General features: G+C 72.3%; 15 protein-coding genes. 10 read left to right on the forward strand and 5 right to left on the reverse strand.

From position 1 onward, the window contains the following. Positions 1-67 precede the first annotated feature (67 nt). From ACLHRZ_RS19190 to ACLHRZ_RS19210, 5 genes are all read left to right on the forward strand, one after another. Entirely contained in the window at positions 68-1,654 is a 1,587-nt protein-coding gene (locus tag ACLHRZ_RS19190) for a cytochrome ubiquinol oxidase subunit I (protein ID WP_490419697.1), read from the forward strand. A 34-nt stretch (positions 1,655-1,688) separates the two neighbouring features. After that, the gene (cydB, locus tag ACLHRZ_RS19195; RefSeq protein WP_490419698.1) at positions 1,689-2,690 is read left to right on the forward strand and encodes a cytochrome d ubiquinol oxidase subunit II; all 1,002 of its coding nucleotides are present in this window, start codon (positions 1,689-1,691) and stop codon (positions 2,688-2,690) included. Positions 2,691-2,933: 243 nt separating this feature from the next. Further along, positions 2,934-6,518 carry a thiol reductant ABC exporter subunit CydD gene (cydD, locus tag ACLHRZ_RS19200; RefSeq protein WP_490419699.1) on the forward strand — a complete coding sequence of 1,195 codons (3,585 nt, stop codon included), beginning with the start codon at positions 2,934-2,936 and terminating at the stop codon, positions 6,516-6,518. Between the two features lie 66 nt (positions 6,519-6,584). Then, complete coding sequence (locus tag ACLHRZ_RS19205; RefSeq protein WP_490419951.1) at positions 6,585-8,273, forward strand: sensor histidine kinase; 1,689 nt, start codon at positions 6,585-6,587, stop codon at positions 8,271-8,273. A 135-nt stretch (positions 8,274-8,408) separates the two neighbouring features. Then, positions 8,409-9,482 (forward strand): M23 family metallopeptidase, encoded by a 1,074-nt coding sequence (locus ACLHRZ_RS19210; protein WP_490419700.1) that lies wholly within the window; start codon positions 8,409-8,411, stop codon positions 9,480-9,482. Positions 9,483-9,517: 35 nt separating this feature from the next. Here the strand turns inward: ACLHRZ_RS19210 and ACLHRZ_RS19215 are convergent, their stop codons facing one another. After that, on the reverse strand, positions 9,518-10,390 hold the full coding sequence (locus ACLHRZ_RS19215; protein ID WP_490419701.1) for an HAD family hydrolase: 873 nt from the start codon (positions 10,388-10,390) through the stop codon (positions 9,518-9,520). A 202-nt stretch (positions 10,391-10,592) separates the two neighbouring features. On the opposite strand from ACLHRZ_RS19215, the gene ACLHRZ_RS19220 reads away from it, so the two are divergent. The 3 genes from ACLHRZ_RS19220 to pspAB all read left to right on the forward strand — a co-directional run bounded on the left by ACLHRZ_RS19220 (position 10,593) and on the right by pspAB (position 13,208). After that, a complete protein-coding gene (locus ACLHRZ_RS19220; RefSeq protein ID WP_490419702.1) occupies positions 10,593-11,483 on the forward strand; it encodes an LLM class flavin-dependent oxidoreductase in 891 nt (296 codons plus the stop codon). A gap of 183 nt (positions 11,484-11,666) precedes the next feature. Next, positions 11,667-12,569, forward strand: coding sequence for a zinc metalloprotease HtpX (gene htpX, locus ACLHRZ_RS19225; RefSeq protein WP_490419703.1), 903 nt, complete (start codon positions 11,667-11,669; stop codon positions 12,567-12,569). A 54-nt stretch (positions 12,570-12,623) separates the two neighbouring features. After that, positions 12,624-13,208: a PspA-associated protein PspAB gene (pspAB, locus tag ACLHRZ_RS19230; RefSeq protein ID WP_490419704.1), complete on the forward strand. Its 585-nt coding sequence runs from the start codon at positions 12,624-12,626 to the stop codon at positions 13,206-13,208. Positions 13,209-13,230: 22 nt separating this feature from the next. Here pspAB and ACLHRZ_RS19235 read toward each other — a convergent pair whose 3' ends face one another. After that, on the reverse strand, positions 13,231-13,704 hold the full coding sequence (locus ACLHRZ_RS19235; RefSeq protein WP_490419705.1) for a hypothetical protein: 474 nt from the start codon (positions 13,702-13,704) through the stop codon (positions 13,231-13,233). Positions 13,705-13,748: 44 nt separating this feature from the next. Beyond that, on the reverse strand, positions 13,749-14,291 hold the full coding sequence (locus ACLHRZ_RS19240; RefSeq protein WP_490419706.1) for a PadR family transcriptional regulator: 543 nt from the start codon (positions 14,289-14,291) through the stop codon (positions 13,749-13,751). A 134-nt stretch (positions 14,292-14,425) separates the two neighbouring features. On the opposite strand from ACLHRZ_RS19240, the gene ACLHRZ_RS19245 reads away from it, so the two are divergent. Both ACLHRZ_RS19245 and ACLHRZ_RS19250 read left to right on the forward strand, forming a co-directional pair. Continuing rightward, on the forward strand, positions 14,426-15,004 hold the full coding sequence (locus tag ACLHRZ_RS19245) for a hypothetical protein (RefSeq protein WP_490419707.1): 579 nt from the start codon (positions 14,426-14,428) through the stop codon (positions 15,002-15,004). Positions 15,005-15,114: 110 nt separating this feature from the next. Beyond that, positions 15,115-16,461, forward strand: coding sequence for a carotenoid oxygenase family protein (locus ACLHRZ_RS19250; RefSeq protein ID WP_490419708.1), 1,347 nt, complete (start codon positions 15,115-15,117; stop codon positions 16,459-16,461). Positions 16,462-16,473: 12 nt separating this feature from the next. Here ACLHRZ_RS19250 and ACLHRZ_RS19255 read toward each other — a convergent pair whose 3' ends face one another. Both ACLHRZ_RS19255 and ACLHRZ_RS19260 read right to left on the reverse strand, forming a co-directional pair. Next, a complete protein-coding gene (locus ACLHRZ_RS19255; RefSeq protein ID WP_490419709.1) occupies positions 16,474-17,481 on the reverse strand; it encodes a MerR family transcriptional regulator in 1,008 nt (335 codons plus the stop codon). 12 nt (positions 17,482-17,493) lie between these two features. After that, positions 17,494-18,390, reverse strand: a complete 897-nt coding sequence (locus ACLHRZ_RS19260; RefSeq protein WP_490419710.1) for a metal-dependent hydrolase — start codon at positions 18,388-18,390, stop codon at positions 17,494-17,496. Positions 18,391-18,393 lie beyond the last annotated feature (3 nt).

Below are 18,393 nucleotides of genomic sequence, written 5' to 3' on the forward strand. Positions count from 1 at the left end.
GGGGCATAAGGGGGCATACCGTCGGCGGCCCGGCCCGCCGGTGAAGCAAGAGGCAAGGAGAGACCGAGTGAATCTGGCTTTGGCTCCGGAGACGCTGGCGCGCTGGCAGTTCGGCATCACCACCGTCTACCACTTCCTCTTCGTCCCGCTCACGATCAGTCTTGCCGCGATCACGGCCGGTCTGGAGACCGCCTGGGTCCGCACGGGCAAGGACAAGTACTTCCACGCCACGAAGTTCTGGGGAAAGCTCTTCCTCATCAACATCGCCATGGGCGTGGTCACCGGCATCGTCCAGGAGTTCCAGTTCGGCATGAACTGGTCCGACTACTCGCGCTTCGTCGGTGACGTCTTCGGCGCACCGCTGGCGATGGAGGCGCTGCTGGCCTTCTTCTTCGAGTCGACCTTCATCGGCCTGTGGATCTTCGGCTGGGACAAGCTGCCGAAGAAGATCCACTGCGCCTGCATCTGGATCGTCGCCGTCGGCACGATCCTCTCCTCGTACTTCATCCTGGCCGCCAACTCCTGGATGCAGCACCCCACCGGCTACTCCATCGACAAGAACACCGGCAGGGCGCACCTCACCGACATCTGGGCCGTCCTGACCCAGAACACCACCCTCGTCGTCGTCTTCCACACCCTCACCGCCGCCTTCCTCACCGGCGCCGCCTTCGTGGTCGGCATCGCGTCCTTCCACCTGTGGCGGGCCAAGCGCAAGCAGATCAACGGCGAGGAGCTCGGCGAGAAGCAGCGCCACCAGATCGGTGCGATGCGGGCCTCGCTGCGCGTCGGACTCGTGGTCGCCGTCATCGCCGGCCTCGGCACCGCGATCAGCGGCGACTCGCTCGGCAAGGTGATGTTCGAGCAGCAGCCCATGAAGATGGCCGCCGCCGAGGCCCTGTGGGACACCCAGGCGCCCGCGCCCTTCTCGGTGTTCGCGGTCGGCGACGTCACCAAGGGGCACAACAGCGTCGAGATCGAGATCCCCGGAATACTCTCCTTCCTCGCGCACAGCAACTTCTCCGAGGCCGTCCCCGGCATCAACGACGTCGCCGCGCAGGAGGCCGCGCGCTACGGCGGCAAGCCGGACGACTACATCCCCAGCATCTTCATGACCTTCTGGGGCTTCCGTCTGATGATCGGTTTCGGCATGACGTCCTTCGTCGCCGGCCTGATCGGACTGTGGACGACGCGCAAGAAGCTGTGGCTGGCACCCGAGTTCCGCACCGGCGAGAACGAGGTCCCGCGGCTGATGCTCACGAAGACCCGGGAGATGAGCCCCTTCTTCACCAAGTGGTCCTGGCGCATCGGCGTCCTGACCATGGGGTTCCCGCTGATCGCCAACTCCTTCGGCTGGATCTTCACCGAGATGGGCCGCCAGCCCTGGGCCGTCTACGGGCTGATGAAGACCGCGAAGGCGGTCTCCCCCGGTGTGAGCCAGGGCGAAGTCCTCACCTCCATGGCCGTGTTCACCCTGCTCTACGGCGTGCTCGCGGTCGTCGAGGTCAAGCTGCTCGTGAAGTACGCCAAGGCCGGACCGGACACCGACGAGAAGCCGCCGGCCGAGGATCCCCGGCTGCGGCTGCCGTCCGGCGGTGCGACGGGCTCCGGCACGGAGCACGATGACGCCGACAAGCCGATGACCTTCGCGTACTGACCGCTGCACGCGGACCGCGGAACGGAGACACCCCATGCACCTCCACGACTTCTGGTTCCTGCTGATCGCCGTCCTGTGGACCGGCTACTTCTTCCTCGAGGGCTTCGACTTCGGCATCGGCGTGCTGACGAAGACGCTCGCCCGGGACCGCACCGAGCGCCGGGTGCTGATCAACACGATCGGCCCCGTCTGGGACGGCAACGAGGTCTGGCTGATCACCGCGGCCGGCGCCACCTTCGCCGCCTTCCCCGACTGGTACGCGACCCTCTTCAGCGGTTTCTACCTGCCTCTCCTGCTGGTCCTGGTCTGCCTGATCGTGCGCGGCGTGGCCTTCGAGTACCGCCACAAGCGGCCCGAGGAGCGCTGGCAGCGCAACTGGGAACACGCCATCTTCTGGTGCTCGTTGCTGCCCGCCTTCCTGTGGGGCGCCGCCTTCGCGAACATCGTGCGCGGCGTTCCGATCGGGCCGGACAAGAACTTCACCGGCTCCGTGCTCGACCTGCTGAGCCCGTACGCGCTGCTCGGCGGCCTGTTCACGCTGGTGCTCTTCACCTTCCACGGCGCGGTGTTCGCCGCGCTCAAGACGACCGGCGACATCCGCCACCGCGCCCGGGCCCACGCCGCCCGGTACGGCCTGGGCGCCGCCGCCCTCGCCGTGGCCTTCCTGGGCTGGACGCAGGCGGACTCCGGCAACGGACGCAGCCTGGTCGCCCTGATCGTCGCCCTGGCCGGGCTGGCCGGCGCGCTGGTGATGAACCGACTGGGCCGGGAGGGCTGGGCGTTCACCCTGTCCGGGCTGGCTGTCGCCGCCGCCTTCGCGCTGGTTTTCCTGGCGCTCTTCCCGGACGTCATGCCCTCCTCCACGAACCCGGAATGGAGCCTGACCGTGACCGACGCCGCCTCCAGCCCGTACACGCTGAAGATCATGACGTGGGTCGCGGGCTTCATGACCCCCGTGATCCTCGCCTACCAGGCCTGGACGTACTGGGTGTTCCGCAAGCGGATCGGCACCCAGCACATCCCCGCCGCCCACTAGGCGGGCTCGGTGAAGCGCCGGTGCGTGATCGTGCCCCGAAGGGGGGCGGCTGTTACTCCCCCAGCTACCGCTGGGGGTGCCCCCAGGAGGTGCCCCCAGGAGGTGCCCCCAGCGGCTCCGCCGCGTGGGCGCGACCAGCCACGACGAGCCCGCAGCTGACGCACTGCCCCTCCCGCGGAGCGCTCAGGCCGCCGGACCAGAACGCCGGACCAGGACCGGACCCGAACGCCAGGAGACGCCACGATGAAGCCCGTCGACCCCCGGCTGCTGCGGTACGCCTCCGCGACCCGCGGCTTCCTGGCCGCCTCCGTCCTGCTCGGCCTCGCGGGCGCGGGCCTGGTCGTCGCGCAGGCGATGCTCATCGCCGACGTGGTGACCGGGGCGTTCCAGCACGGGCGCACGGCCGGGCAACTGGCCGTGCCGCTGGGCCTGCTGGCGGCCGCAGGGGCGGGGCGGGCCGTGGTGTCCTGGCTCACCGAGCTGACCGCGCACCGCGCGAGCGCGGCCGTGAAGTCCGAGCTGCGCAGGCGGCTGCTGGACCGGGCCACCCGGCTCGGTCCGGACGCCCCGGACACCGGTGAGCTGACCAGCCTGGCCACGCGCGGCGTGGACGCGCTCGACGCCTACTTCGCCCGCTATCTGCCGCAGTTGGGGCTCGCGGTCGTGGTGCCGGTCGCCGTGCTGGCACGTATCGTCTCCGCCGACTGGATCTCGGCGCTCGTCATCGTCCTCACGCTGCCGCTCATCCCCCTCTTCATGGCGCTCATCGGCTGGGTCACCCAGTCGCGCATGGACCGGCAGTGGCGCCTGCTCTCCCGGCTCTCCGGGCACTTCCTCGACGTCGTCGCCGGACTGCCGACGCTCAAGGTCTTCGGCCGCGCCAAGGCGCAGGCCGAGTCGATCCGGGCGATCACCGCCGACTACCGGCGGGCCACGCTGCGGACGCTGCGCATCGCCTTCCTCTCCTCCTTCGCCCTGGAACTGCTCTCCACCCTGTCGGTCGCGCTCGTCGCCGTCGGCATCGGCATGCGGCTCGTCAGCGGCGAACTCGACCTGCACACCGGGCTGATGGTCCTCGTCCTGGCGCCCGAGGCCTATCTGCCGCTGCGCCAGGTCGGCGCGCAGTACCACGCGGCGGCCGAGGGCCTGGCGGCCGCCGACCAGGTCTTCGCGGTGCTGGAGACCGAGCCGGCCGCGCAGGGCACGCTGCCGGCCCCGGACGCGCGCACGGCGGCGCTGACCGTCGAGCGGCTCGTGGTCCGCTACCCGGGCCGGGCCGAACCGGCCCTGGACGATGCCTCGTTCGAGGTGCGCCCGGGCGAGACGGTGGCGCTCGTCGGGCCGAGCGGCGCCGGCAAGTCGACGCTGCTGAACGTGCTGCTGGGCCTTGCCCGGCCCACGAGCGGGCGGGTCCTCGTCGGCGGTACCGATCTGTCATCGCTCTCCCCCGAAAGCTGGCGGAACCAGGTGGCCTGGGTCCCGCAACGGCCGCACCTCTTCGCCGGGACGGTCGCCGAGAACGTACGGCTGGCCAGGCCCGGCGCCACGGACGCGCAGGTGCAGCACGCACTGCGCGAAGCCGGTGCGCTCGACTTCGTCTCCATGCTGCCCGACGGCACTGACACCCGGCTCGGCGAGAACGGAGCAGGACTTTCCGCCGGGCAGCGCCAACGCGTCGCGCTGGCACGGGCGTTCCTGGCCGACCGGCCGGTCCTGCTGCTCGACGAGCCGACCGCGGCCCTCGACGGGGAGCACGAGGCGGCGGTGGTGGACGCGGTGCGCCGGTTGGCGGCGGGCCGCACCGTGGTCCTGGTCGTGCACCGCCCGGCGCTGCTCGCGGTGGCGGACCGGGTGATCCGGATCGCGCCGGGGGCCGCGCCCGCCCGCTCCTCCGGCCGGACCGGGGTGCAGGGTGCTGTTTCCGGGTCCTCCGGCCCTGCCGACGGTCCTGACGGTCCTGTCGGTGTGCACGGGGGCGTACAGGCGGGCACGCGCACCCCTGCGCGGAGCGCGAGCCCCCTGGCCCGGGTCCGGGCCGCGGGCAAGCCGTACCGCAACCGCCTGTCCCTCGCCCTCCTTCTCGGCACGCTGGCCCTGGGCAGCGCCATCGGCCTGATGGCGGTCAGCGGCTGGCTGATCTCCCGGGCCTCCCAGCAGCCCCCGGTGCTGTACCTGATGGTGGCCGTCACCGCGACCCGCACGTTCGGCATCGGCCGTTCCGTCTTCCGCTACGCCGAGCGCCTGGTCTCGCACGACGCGGTGCTGCGCATCCTGTCCGGCCTGCGCGTCGCGGTCTACGCACGGCTGGAGCGGCTGGCCCCCGCGGGGCTGCGCGAGACGCGGCGCGGCGACCTGCTGTCCCGTCTGGTGGCCGATGTGGACGCCCTGCAGGACTACTTCCTGCGCTGGCTGCTGCCGCTCGGCTCCGCCGTCGTCGTCGGGGCGGCCTCGGTGGGGTTCACCGCCTGGCTGCTCCCGGAGGCGGGCGCGGTGCTCGCTGCGGGGCTGCTGGTTGCGGGAGTTGCCGTGCCGGTGCTGTCGGGTGCGGTGGCGCGGCGTGCCGAGCGGCAGCTGGCGCCTGCGCGCGGCGAGTTGTCCACGCAGGTGGTCGATGTGCTGTCCGGCACAGCCGAGTTGACGGTCGCGGGCGCCCTGCCCGCTCGGCTGGAGCGGCTGGACGGTGTCGACAGCACGCTCACCCGTATCGCCCGTCGTGCCGCTGCGGCCACCGCGTTGGGCTCCGGCCTGTCGGCACTGGCCTGTGGCGTGACGGTGGCCGCTGCCGCCTGGACGGGCGTCCAGGCAGTGCACGACGGCCGCCTCGGCGGCGTCTGGCTGGCGGTGGTGGTGCTCACCCCGCTGGCCGCGTTCGAGGCCGTGGAGGGTCTGCCGCTCGCGGTGCAGTACAGGCAGCGGGTGCGGCGCTCCGCGGAGCGGGTGCAGGAGGTGCTGGACGCGCCCGAGCCGGTGCAGGACGGCACGGAGCCGGCGCCGCAGTCGCCGTTCCCGGTGCGTCTGACGGACCTGACGGTGCGGTACGCGGGACAGTCCGTACCCGCGCTCGACGGCTTCGCACTGGAGCTGACGGCCGGACGCCGGGTGGCCGTGGTGGGCCGGTCGGGAGCGGGCAAGTCCACGCTGGCGCAGGTGCTGTTGCGCTTTCTGGACGCGGAGGCCGGTGCGTACACGCTGGCCGGCCGTGCGGCGGCCCGCATGGACGGTGACGCGGTGCGGCGGCTGGTGGGCCTGTGCGCGCAGGACGCCCACATCTTCGACAGCTCCCTGAGGGAGAACCTGCGGCTCGCGCGTAAGGACGCGGGGGACGCCGAACTGCGTGAGGCACTGCGGGCGGCACGCCTGCTGGAGTGGGTGGACGGTCTTCCGCGCGGGCTGGACACGCTCGTCGGCGAACAGGGTGCGCGGCTGTCCGGCGGCCAGCGGCAGCGGCTCGCGCTGGCCCGGGCGCTGCTCGCGGACTTCCCCGTCCTGGTCCTGGACGAGCCGGCGGAACACCTCGACCTGGCCACTGCCGACGCACTGACCGCGGATCTGCTGACTGCCACGGAGGGCCGGACGACCGTGCTGATCACGCACCGGCTGGCGGGGCTGGAGGCGGTGGACGAGGTGGTCGTCCTGGAGCAGGGGCGGGCGGTGCAGCGGGGTCCGTACGGCGAGCTGGCCGCCGCCGAGGGGCCGTTCCGCCGGATGCTGGAGCGGGAACGGGCCGCGGACGCGCTGGGGGCGGCGGCGACGTCCGGGGCGTCCGGCGCGCCGTACACCGCCGACACCGTCCATCGGCCGCTTTCCATGGCAAAAGGTACTTATTAGGCTCAGGGCATGGCAGCCACGGCGCACTCCCCCGACCCGCAGGACTCCTCGGCCCCTCAGGGCGCGATGGACCCGCTGGCCATTGCCACGGAGGCCACCCGCAGCCTGCAGGGCATGTCGACGGAGCTCACCGCGCGCGTCCCGCAACTGCTGGAGGCCATGCGGTCCGTCGGCACCGGGCTGGAACTGCACAGCACGCTCGACCGCATCGCCGAGACGGCAGCCGAACTGGCCGATGCGCGCTACGCCGCCATCGGCGTCATCGACTCCACCGGCGAGGGCCTCGCGGACTTCATCACCCACGGGGTCACCCAGGAGCAGCGCGAGCGCATCGGCGCCCTGCCGGACGGACATCGAGGACTGCTGGGCGCGCTGATCCATCAGCCCGCCCCGGTCATGCTCGCCGACCTGTCCTCCGACCCGCGGTCCGCCGGCTTTCCGCCCCATCACCCGCCGATGCGCACCTTCCTGGGCGTACCGATCCGGGTCGAGGGCGAGATCTTCGGCAACCTGTATCTCACCGAGAAGCGCGGCGGCGGGGAGTTCAGCATCGCCGACCTGAACATGGTGAAGATCCTTGCCACGGAGGCGGGCATCGCGATCGGCAACGCGCGCGTGCACGACGAGAGCCGCCAGCGGATGCGCTGGATCGACGGCTCCGTCGCCGTGACCACGGCTCTGCTGTCGGGCAGCGACGCGGAGGACGCCCTGGCCGTCGTGGCCGAACAGGCGCGCAGGCTCGCCGACTCGGCCGCGGGCATCGTGCTGCTGCCGGACGACGAGGGCGGCCTGGAGATAGTGGCGGTCTCCGCGGAGGACCCGGCCGGACTGCTGGGGACGGTGATACCGCCGCACAGCCCGGTCGTGGGGCAACTGCTCGCCGGTGAGCCGGTGTTCATCGACGACTCCGCCACCGACCCGCGCATGGTCACGTCGGTCGCCCCGCTCTTCGGCCCGAGCATGCTGCTGCCGCTCAAGAGCGGCGACCGGGTGCTCGGCACGCTCGCCACGCCGCGGCGCCGCGGCGCCCGCAAGTACACCCCTGCCGAACGCAGACTGGCCGCTCAGTTCGCCGCACAGGCCGCTCTCGCACTCGTCCTCGCGGAGGCACAGCGCGACCGCGAACGGCTGGCCGTCTACGAGGACCGCGACCGCATCGCACGGGATCTGCACGACCTCGTCATCCAGCGGCTGTTCGCCACCGGACTGCTGCTGGAGAGCGCACAGCGCAAGGCGGCCGAACCGGACGTGCATGAGAAGGTCGGCCAGGCGGTGGACGAGCTGGACGTGACGATCCAGGAGATCCGCACGGCCATCTTCGCGCTGCAGCAGGAGCCGACCGAGGCGCCCGCCGGGCTGCGCACGCGCGTGCTGCGCGAGACCGGCACGGCCGCCGTGCCGCTCGGCTTCCACCCCTCGGTGAACTTCATCGGCCCGGTCGACGCCAAGGTCGGCGAACGCACCGGCAAGAACCTCGTCGCCGCCCTGCGCGAGGCCCTGTCCAACGCCTTCCGGCACGCACAGGCCACCCGGATCGACATCGTCGTCGACGTCACCGTCACGCTGCCGGACGGCCGGGAGGCGGTCCGGCTGACCGTGGCCGACGACGGGATCGGCATCCCGGAGGGCGGGCGCCGCAGCGGACTGCGCAACCTCGCCAAGCGGGCCGAGTCGCTGGGCGGCTCCAGCTCGTACGGGTCCGGGCTCGGGGCGGACGGGGGAGGGACCCGGGTGGTCTGGGAGGCGCCGCTGTAGGGCGGCTGCGGCGCAAGGGCCGGGGTTGCGCGGCGCGCCCCCGGTCGGCCGCACGCTCGTCCTCCGAACGGTCCTCTGCGCGGGCGCACCGGCGGGGTGCGAGCCAAGATCGCGTCCATGCGACACCGTCATCGTGTGTATCGCGGGGGAGCCGCCCTGTGCTCCCTGTGCGTGGTGGCCGCCCCGCTGTTCGGCTCGGGGCCGTCCGCCGCCGACGGAGCTGCGGCGCGGGTGCCTCAGATCGGCTCCGAACTGTTCCGGCTGACCCAGGAGGCGGGCCGTGCGCGGCTGCGGTACGAGCGCAGCCTGCGTGCGGCGAGGGAACAACGCCTGGAGGCCGACAAGGCGGCCCAGTTGCTGCACGGGCAGCGGATCGTGGCGGACGCGCTGCACGACGACGTCGGCGCCGTGGCCCGTGCGCAGTACCGCACCGGAGGTTTCACCGTCCCGGCCGGCGCGGCCGGGGCCGAGGATCCCTTCGAACTGCTGGACGTCCAGTCCGCCGAGGCGGGCCGGCGCACCCTGCTGGCCCGGATGCTGACCGAGGCGGACGACCGGAGCCGTTCCCTGGCGGCCCAGGAGAAGTCGTCCGCCGCCTCCTGGCGCACGCTCGAGGCCGACGCCGGGCGGCTGGGCGAGGAGAAGCGCGTGGCGGAGGACCGGCTTGCGAACGCGCGCAGCGAGTTGGACGGCATGGCGGAGAGCGCCGTGCGCACCGGCAGCTGCGTGCCGATGGAGCGTCCCTCCGTCCAGGGCGGCGAGGCGGACCCGGACGCCGGCCGGCCGGGCGCGGAGATCTCGCCGAGCGGCTGGACGCGGCCGGTGGTCTCCTACGAGCTGTCGGCCGGGTTCGGCGGCACCGGCGCCAACTGGCAGAGCGGGCACACCGGTCAGGATTTCGCCGTCCCCATCGGCACACCGGTGCGCGCGGTCGGCGCCGGGACGGTGGTGGCGGCCGGGTGCGGCGGGGCGTTCGGCATGAGCCTGGTGATCCGGCACGACAACGGCTGGTACTCCCAATATGCCCATCTGTCCGCGGTGTTCGTGGCACCGGGGCACCGGGTGCGCGCGGGCGAGTGGATCGGGCTCTCCGGGACCACCGGCAACTCCACCGGCCCGCACCTGCACTTCGAGATCCGCACGACACCCGAATTCGGCTCTGCGGTCGAGCCGTTGGAGTGGCTGCGCTCGCACGGGGTGCACGTGTGATGCCGCTCGGTCGACGCGCTGCCTACGCGCGCGTGCTACGTCAGACCGTGCAGCAACTGCTCGATGACGAGGGCGACTCCGTCCTCGGTGTTGGCGGCCGTGCGGTTCGTGCAGGCCGCCAGTACTTCGGGGTGCGCGTTCGCCATGGCGTAGGACGTGCCCGCCCAGGTGAGCATGTCCAGGTCGTTCGGCATGTCCCCGAACGCCACGACCTCTTCCGGGGAGATGCCGCGCTCGGCACAGCACCGGGCCAGCGTGCTGGCCTTGCTCACGCCCGCACCGCTGATCTCCAGCAGGGCGGTCGGGCTGGAGCGGGTGACGCAGCCGTGGTCGCCGGCCGCCGTGCGGGCCAGGGCGAGGAACTCGTCGGGGCCGAGCACCGGATGGAAGGCGAGCAGCTTGACGATCGGGCCCGGCCGGCCGTCGGTACCGGTCAGCAGCGCCTCGGCGGAGGGGACGACCGTGGCGGAGTCGAGCTGGAACGGCGGGTAGTGCGGCTCGTAGTGGAGGCCGGTGGTGCACTCGACGGCGAACGAGGCACCGGGGGCCGCGGCCCGTACGGCCTGTACGACCGCGAGCGCGGCGGCCGTCTCCAGCGGGCGGACCTCCAGGAAACGGCCGCCGTCGCGGAGGTCGACGACCACCGCCCCGTTGGCGCATATCGCCAGGCCGTGACCGTGCACGTGCTCGCTGACGACGTCCATCCAGCGGGCCGGGCGGCCGGTGACGAAGAAGACCTCGATGCCCGCCTCCTCGGCGGCGGCCAGGGCCGCGACGGTGCGCTCGGACACCGTCTTGTCGTCGTGCAGCAGTGTGCCGTCGAGGTCGGTGGCGATCAGCCTGGGAGTGACGGCGGCTGCTCTCCGGCGCGTGGCCGGCGTCTCGGGCTGCTCGATAGCTGAAGTCACGGTCCCATTCTCGGTCACGGGGCGGGCGCGGGCGCACGGGCGTTCGGAGGGCGGGTGCGGGTACGGGCCGTGCGATGGCGCCGGGTGCCTTCCCCGGGGCGCCGGCCGTGACACGCGCCCGCCATAGGCACCCGTCATATCCGGCTGGCACCGGACACCCTCCGGGGGCCGGATGTCCGACCCTGCCCGTAGGCTCGGTGTCATGCGACTGAGCACCGTGATCCTTCCCGACCGCCGCTGGTCCGAGGGCGGCCGTGCGTCCTGGCAGCGGGCCGAGGAGCTGGGCTTCCACACCGCGTACACCTACGACCACCTGTCCTGGCGCAGCTTCCGGGACGGCCCGTGGTTCGGCGCGATACCGACGCTGACGGCCGCGGCGGCCGCCACCTCCCGGCTGCGCCTCGGCACCCTGGTGACCTCCCCCAACTTCCGCCACCCGGTCACGCTCGCCAAGGAGCTCATCTCCCTGGACGACATCTCCGGAGGCCGGATCACGCTGGGCATCGGCGCCGGGGGCAACGGCTTCGACGCCACGGCGCTGCTCAAGGAGGAGCAGCAGCCCTGGACGCCGCGCGAGCGCGCCGACCGCTTCGCCGAGTTCGTCCCGCTGCTGGACCGCCTGCTCACCGAGGACGTCGTCTCGCACGACGGCGAGCACTACTCCGCGACCGAGGTCCGCAACATCCCCGGCTGCGTGCAGCGCCCCCGGCTGCCCTTCGCCGTCGCGGCCACGGGCCCGCGCGGCATGCGCCTCGCCGCGCGGTACGGGCAGGCCTGGGTGACCACGGGCGACCCGAAGATCGCCGAGACGGGCACCCCGGAGCAGTCCCGGGCCGCGGTCGCCGGACAGATCGAGCGGCTCGGCGAGGCCTGCGACCGGGCGGGCCGGGACGTCTCCGGCATGCACAAGGTGCTGCTGACGGGCTTCGCCCCGGAGCGGCCGCTGGAGTCCTTCGACGCGTTCACCGACTTCGCGGGCCGCTACGCGGAGCTGGGCATCGACGAGATCGTGCTGCACTGGCCGATAGCCGATTCGATCTTCGAGGCGGACACGGCGGTGTTCGAGAAGGTCGCGACGGAGGGCGCCCCGTAGGGGCGCGGGGCTCTGCCGAATTTGCGGCTCCGCCGCGTGGGCGCGACCAGCCACAGCCGGCCTGCAGTCGAAGAACGGCTGAGCACTTGGCCCCGGCTTTACGCCGTAAAGAGGCGCCGCGAGGGAGAATCGGGGCAGAGGCACCTACTGGGGGCACGGTTCGCAGAGCCTTGGAGGTTCCCCATGCAAGGCACTCGCTTCGCTCCCGACCGGGGGCTGGCCACGCGCATGGTGAGCACGATGTTCTTCATCGGGCTGCTCTACGTCGTCTTCGTCGGCGTGCTGATGGTGCTGCTGCGCGGGGCCTGGCCGATGGTCCTGCTCCTCGCGGGCGGCCTGTTCGTGGCGCAGTTCTGGTTCAGCGATCGCATCGCGGCCTTCGGCATGGGAGCCCGTGAGGTCACCCCGGAGCAGGCGCCCGAACTGCACGGCGCCGTCGACCGGTTGTGCGCGCTCGCGGACATGCCCAAGCCGCGGGTGGCGATCGCCGACAGCGACGTGCCGAACGCCTTCGCCACCGGCCGCAGCCGGAAGAACTCGGTGGTGTGCGCGACGACGGGGCTGCTGCGCAGGCTGGAGCCGGAGGAGCTGGAGGGCGTGCTGGCGCACGAGCTCTCCCACGTGGCCCACCGCGACGTGGCGGTGATGACCATCGCCTCGTTCCTGGGCGTGCTGGCCGGTCTCATCACCCGGATCGGGCTGTGGGGAGGCTTCCGCCGGGTCGGCGGCCGTGACAGCAACACCGCGATCGTCATGATGCTGATCCCGCTCATCAGCGCCGTCGTCTACGCGATCAGTTTCCTGCTCACCAGGATGCTCTCCCGCTACCGCGAGCTGTCCGCCGACCGCGCCGCCGCGCTGCTGACGGGCCGGCCCTCGGCGCTGGCCTCCGCGCTCACCAAGGTCACCGGGCAGATGGCCCGGATCCCCACGCGCGACCTGCGGCAGGCCGAGCCGTTCAACGCCTTCTACTTCGCGCCCGCATTCTCCAAGGACAGCCTGGGCAGGCTGCTGTCCTCCCATCCGACGCTGGAACAGCGGCTGGAGCAGCTCGGCCGGATCTCGGCGGAGCTCGGGCGCGGCTGACGAGGGGTTCCGGCCGTCGACTTCCGGCGTCCGGCTGACAAGGAGTGGTGATCCGTGGGCCTTCTGGACGTCATCCTCGGCCGCAGCAAGCCGGTCCGTCCGGACCTCGACCAGCTCTTCGGCCTGCCTTCCGCCGCCGTCACCCTCCAGGCGGGCGCCGGTTTCACGCCGACCGGGCTGGGCTCGGTCTGCTTCGCGAGCGTGGAGGGCGGGGCGTTCGCCCGAATCCAGCAGGACGTACGGGACCTGCTGGACGCCGACGCCGAACGGGGCGGAGCGCCGGTGGAGTTCAGCGGGGACGGCTACGGCTACACCTGGCTGCTTGCGCGCCGGCCGGCCGACGACCCCGCCGCCCTGGTCAACGACCTGCACGCGGTCAACACCCTGCTGCAGGAAGGCGGTTTCGGGCCGCAGCTGCTCTGCTCGCTGATGGGGTTCCGGGACGCCGGACAGCGGTCCCTCGCGCTCGTCTACCTCTACAAGCGCGGTACGTTCTACCCCTTCGCGCCCGTGGCGGGCGGCGGCGACAAGCGGGACAGCGCCCTGGAACTCCAGGTGCGGGCACTGCTGGAGAACGACCTCCGTATCGAGCAGGACCTGTCCCGGTGGTTCCCGGTGTGGGGCGCCCCCGGGCTGTGAACCCCGCCGGTTCCGTCCCGGTTCAGCGGGTGATGCTGCTGAGCCAGTGCGTCATGCCGCTGCCGTACGCCATGGTGACGACTTCCTTGTAGGTGATGTCGCCGGGCAGGGGCACGATGAGCCGGGCGAAGGGCGGATACCAGGTGGTCTTCACCCGGGCGCGGCGCGCCAGGACGGCATCAAGGAACGCCGGGGCGTGCGCGGTGGGGACGTCGTGGAACGTGATGCCGTCCACGGTGATGTGACTGTCGCCCTCGGAGAAGACCTGGATCTCGATCTCCGGGCTCCCGGGCAGCTCGATCAGGGCCTCGTGCGGCAGCGAGCCGTCCTCGTCGGTGACCGCGAACGCGCCCGCCGCGCTGCGGCGCGCGGACTGGTCGGCGCCGACGGCGTGTTCGACGAGGAACTCACGGCCGTGCCGGTCCGCGGTCTCGCGGAGGGCCGTGACGGCGGCTTCGGTGCTGGGGAACGGCGGCAGGCCGACGCTGTGCTCCATACCGGCCGATCCTGCCCCAGGAGGCCCGTGGAGGGCCAATGACCTCAGCTTTTTCCGGCCTCGGCCGCTGTCGCCCCGCCGAGCTGCTCGGCCGCCCACCGGGCCCACTCCTCCTGCATGGCGCTGAGGCGGAGTCCGTACTCCAGGGCCAGGCGGCCGTTGACGGACAGCGGGCCGTCGTCCCACTCGACCGCTTCTTCCACCTGCTCGAGCTCGGCGCGCAGCGAGGCGGCGCGCTCGGCTTCGGTGGAGAGGTAGGTGACGGCCTCCAGCGGCGTGAGCAGGTCGAGGAAGAAGACCCGCAGCAGCATCTCGCTGCGGCGCGACCGGTCCGGCCGGGTCCCGGCGAGCCAGTGGCGCAGCTCGGCGCGGCCCTCCGGGGTGATTGCATACTCCTTGCGGCCGCGGGGGCCCTCCGCCGCGACCTCCAGCAGCCCGGCCTTCGCGAGCTTGCCCAGCTCGCCGTAGACCTGGCTCTGGGTGGCCGGCCACACGTTGGTGAGCGAGGTCTCGAACCGCTTCATCAGGTCGTATCCGCTGGCGGGGCGCTCTGCCAGCAGGCCCAGCATCGCGTGTCTCAGGCTCATGACCCCAGACTACATTCCAGTCTTGACACGTCAAGGTTGGACCTTCTAATTTTGACATGTCGGCAGTGGAAGGTCGACGGTACGGCCCGAGTGCGGGCGTGGCGCCCGTTCCATCGGCTTGTGGGGGGCCTCTCATGAACTACGTGAACTATCTGCGCGGCTTCATTCCCTGGATCGCGTTCGCCGTCGTGTCCGCGGCGGGCTGGCGGTGGGCCGCCGCCACGGCGTTCGTCGTCGGCGTGGCACTGCTGGTCGCGCAGCGCCGGGAGGGGGTGACGGCGGACTCGCTGATCCTGGAGTACAGCACGCTCGTGTACTTCGCCGCGCTGACCGCCCTGGCCTTCTCCCTCCCGCACAGCGGCCTGCGGCACTACGGCGGGGCCATGTCGTTCGGCTGGCTCGCCCTCACGGCCTCGGCGACGCTCGCCGTCGGCAGCCCCTTCACCACCGGCATAGCCAAGCGGCAGACCCCGCCCGAGGTCTGGGACCACCCGGTGTTCCGCCGGATCAACGTGGTGATCACCGCCGTATGGGCCGGCGCCTTCACGCTGACGGCCGTGGCGCTGGCCGCCATCACCGCCGCCGGGCTCGGCAGCGGTGTCTCCGTCCCGGTCCAGGTCGCCGGCTTCGCCCTGCCTGCTCTGTTCACCGCTCGCTACCCTGAGCGAGTCCGAGCGCGGGTCCGGGCCCAGGCCGCCAACGCGGCACAGTAGAAGCGAAGTTCGACCGTACGCCGCACGTCACACGCTGCACGAGCACCGTCCCGGCGACCGATCGCCGACCAGCGCACGCGACCCCGCAGGACTCCCAGGAGGTCCGCACCATGACGACCGCACCCGCACACCTTGCCGGGAACTTCGCCCCGGTGAGCAGAGAACTGACCGCCCACGACCTCCCGGTCACCGGAGCGATCCCGCCCGGACTCACCGGCTGGTACGTGCGCAACGGCCCCAATCCGCACGAAGCGGCCTCCGCCCACTGGTTCTTCGGCGACGGCATGATCCACGGGGTCCGCCTGGAGGGCGGCCGTGCCACCTCCTACCGCAACCGCTGGGTCCGCACATCGAGCTTCACCCACGACGCCCCCATACGCGACAAGGACGGACGCCGCGATCTCGCCGCAGGGCGTGCCAACACCCATGTGGTGCGGCATGCGGGGCGCACACTCGCCCTGGCCGAATGGTCCTTCCCCTATGAACTGGACTTCAGGCCGGGGCAGGAGCTGGGGACCGTCGGCCCGCACGACTTCGGCGGGCGGCTGAACACCCCGATGACCGCTCACCCCAAGACCTGTCCGGACACCGGAGAGCTGCACTTCTTCGGGTACGGCGCACTAGAGCCGCCCTATCTGACCTATCACCGTGCCGACGCCGAGGGCGAGTTGACCGTCAGCCGGTCCGTCGACGTGCCCGTGCCCACGATGATGCACGACTTCCATCTCACCGCCCGCCACGTCGTCTTCATGGATCTGCCCGTGGTCTTCGACCGGGACCGCACCGGGAAGCCGGGTGGCGGGCTGCCCTTCGTCTGGGATCCCGGCCACGGGGCCCGGCTCGGCGTGCTGCGCCGCGACGATCCGCACGGGGAGATCCGCTGGCTGCCGATCGATCCCTGCTACGTCTTCCACGCGCTCAACGCCCATGACGAGAGCGATGCCGACGGTGAGCGGATCGTGCTCCACGTGGTCCGCTACTCGCACTTCGGGACCGCCGGGCCCGGGCCTGCCGCGCCGGAGCTGTGGCGCTGGACGGCCGACCTGACCCGGGGCACGGTGACCGAGGAGCAACTGGACGACCGGCCAGCGGAGTTCCCCCGCATCGACGACCGGCTGGCCGGGCTTGCCGCGCGGTACGGCCATGCCACCGTCGCCGCGGGGCCCGGGATCGGTGCCGTGCCGGGCGAGCTGCTGCGCTACGACCTGCTCACGGGGTCGGTCGCACGGCATGCGCTCGGTCCCGGCCGCACGCCCTCCGAGGCGGCGTTCGCACCTGCGGACGACCGGCCCGGCGGGCCCGGGTGGCTGCTGATGTACGTGCATGATGCCGCCACCGATACGAGTGACCTCGTCATACTCGACGCGGACGACGTCGGCGCAGCGCCCGTGGCCACCGTGCACCTGCCGCAGCGTGTGCCGCACGGCTTCCACGGCAACTGGCTGCCGGACTGCTGACCGGGCACCGCCTCAACTGCGGTCGGCCAGCGCGTCCATGGTGCGGGCCTGCACCTCGCGCTCCGCGGCGGCGGCTATGAACGCCTCGGTGCGCTCCGGCTCCGGCCCGACCAGGGCCCGCACGGCGTGGACGGTGCGGCGGGGGAGCCGCACCGGTTCCACGGCGGGGCCGGGGGCGGAGGGGACGGCGGCCGGGGTGGTCCGAGAGGGGTGCTCGGCCGGGGACGCCGGCGTCGGGGCCGGAGGCGTGGCTGTCTCCGCTGCCTCCGCTCCCTCCGTCGCCGTCTCGTCGAGGTGGCTGCGGAGGTAGCGGGTGGCCAGGGTCCGCATGGCGCGGGCCAGTTCGGCATCGACGGTCTGCTGGGCGAGTGGGCGCAGCCGTCGCACCAGGGCGGCGGCCTCGGCGGCCTCCTCGTCGGAGGGCGGGTGGCCGAGGTACTGCCCGAAGACGTGCTCGGTGGTGAAGTCGAGGAAGCGGCCGGCGATGTGCTCGACCTGGATGCGCAGTTCGCGGAGGTGACCGGAGATGGCGGGCAGCGGCACCCCGGCCGCGTGCAGTTCGGCGGCGACGGCCAGTTCCTGGGGGCTGGGTACGAGGAAGGTGTCCAGGGCGTCCGGCAGCCGCTCCAGGACGCCGAGTTCCACGGCTTCGGCCACCGCCTCGTCGTTGTGCGCCCCGCCGAACCTGTCGTTCAGCTCCGCGCGCGTGATCCGGCCGGCCTTCTCGTCGGACCAGGGGCCGTCGACCTCGGCCACCAGTCCGAGGATCCCGCCGAGCCCACGGCCCGCGTCCCAGGCCTCCAGCAACTCCTTGATGCTGGCCAGGGTGTAGCCGCGCTCCAGGAGGCCGGCGATCTGGCGGAGCCGGTTCAGGTGGCCTTCGCCGTAGACGTTGGCCCGGCCGCGCCGCTCCGGTTTCGGCAGCAGTCCGCGGTCCTGGTAGGCGCGGATCGTGCGGACCGTGGCGCCGCTGCGGTGGGCCAGGTCCTCGATCCGGTACTCGGCGGGGTGGTCGGTCAAGGGTGTTGCTCCTTACGAAAGGGCTGCCCGGCCCAGGGCACCCGCGGCGGTCCGGGCCGCGGGGGAGGTCGCCAGGTAGTCGACGGCCCTGCGCAGCGACCCCTCCTGCGAGGGATGGTACGACCGTCGGCAGTAGCGGGGCACGGCGCGGCCCAGCTCGCGCCAGGACGGCAGAAGTCCCTTGGCCGCGGCCTTGTTGTGCTCGCGCAGCGAGTAGCGCAGCCGGCCCGCCAGCACGGGGTCGTGCCGGATGAGGTAGCGCGCGCCCCAGGCCCACAGGTAGAGGAGCACGGGGGCGGTGACGGCCATGCCCAGCAGCCGGCGGGCGTAGCGGGCGGTGTCCTCGCCGCCGCAGTGCTCGTACATGTCGAAGGCCACCGCCCGGTGTTCGACCTCCTCGGCGCCGTGCCAGCGCAGCAGGTCGAGCATCACCGGGTCGGGGTCGGCCCGGTCGAGCTCCTCCGCCCGCAGGACCCAGTCGCCCAGCACGGCCGTGAACTGCTCGACCGCGGCGATCACCGAGAGCCGGAAGCGCAGCCACTCGCGCTCGGTGAGAGGCAGCCCGAACGGGGGCTTCTCGCCGAGCAGGACGTCGAAGAGGAAGTCCACGTGCCGGGTGTACGGGCCGGTGTCCAGGCCCTGTTCGGCCAGGTGGGTCAGGACGTAGGAGTGCTGCACGCTGTGCGTGGCCTCCTGGCCCATGAAGCCCTTGACGTCCTTGAGGAGCTCCTCGTCGCGGACGAGCGGGAGGGCCTCCTTGAAGACCTTGACGAACCAGCGCTCCCCCGCGGGCAGCAGCAGGTGCAGCACGTTGATCACGTGGGTGGCGGTGGGCTCGTCCGGTATCCAGTGCAGCGGCGTCTCCTGCCAGTCGAAGGAGACCCTTCTGGGGGCGATGCGGTAGCTCATGGC

It is taken from the genome of Streptomyces sp. AM25 (assembly GCF_058146165.1).

What these genes read in the sequence shown, in the direction of transcription:
- cydB (WP_490419698.1), top strand. Translation starts at nt 1,689, where the DNA reads ATGCACCTCCACGACTTCTGGTTCCTGCTGATCGCCGTCCTGTGGACC.
- cydD (WP_490419699.1), top strand. Translation starts at nt 2,934, where the DNA reads ATGAAGCCCGTCGACCCCCGGCTGCTGCGGTACGCCTCCGCGACCCGC.
- ACLHRZ_RS19205 (WP_490419951.1), top strand. Translation starts at nt 6,585, where the DNA reads ATGGACCCGCTGGCCATTGCCACGGAGGCCACCCGCAGCCTGCAGGGC.
- ACLHRZ_RS19220 (WP_490419702.1), top strand. Translation starts at nt 10,593, where the DNA reads ATGCGACTGAGCACCGTGATCCTTCCCGACCGCCGCTGGTCCGAGGGC.
- htpX (WP_490419703.1), top strand. Translation starts at nt 11,667, where the DNA reads ATGCAAGGCACTCGCTTCGCTCCCGACCGGGGGCTGGCCACGCGCATG.
- ACLHRZ_RS19235 (WP_490419705.1), bottom strand. Translation starts at nt 13,704, where the DNA reads ATGGAGCACAGCGTCGGCCTGCCGCCGTTCCCCAGCACCGAAGCCGCC.
- ACLHRZ_RS19240 (WP_490419706.1), bottom strand. Translation starts at nt 14,291, where the DNA reads ATGAGCCTGAGACACGCGATGCTGGGCCTGCTGGCAGAGCGCCCCGCC.
- ACLHRZ_RS19245 (WP_490419707.1), top strand. Translation starts at nt 14,426, where the DNA reads ATGAACTACGTGAACTATCTGCGCGGCTTCATTCCCTGGATCGCGTTC.
- ACLHRZ_RS19250 (WP_490419708.1), top strand. Translation starts at nt 15,115, where the DNA reads ATGACGACCGCACCCGCACACCTTGCCGGGAACTTCGCCCCGGTGAGC.
- ACLHRZ_RS19260 (WP_490419710.1), bottom strand. Translation starts at nt 18,390, where the DNA reads ATGAGCTACCGCATCGCCCCCAGAAGGGTCTCCTTCGACTGGCAGGAG.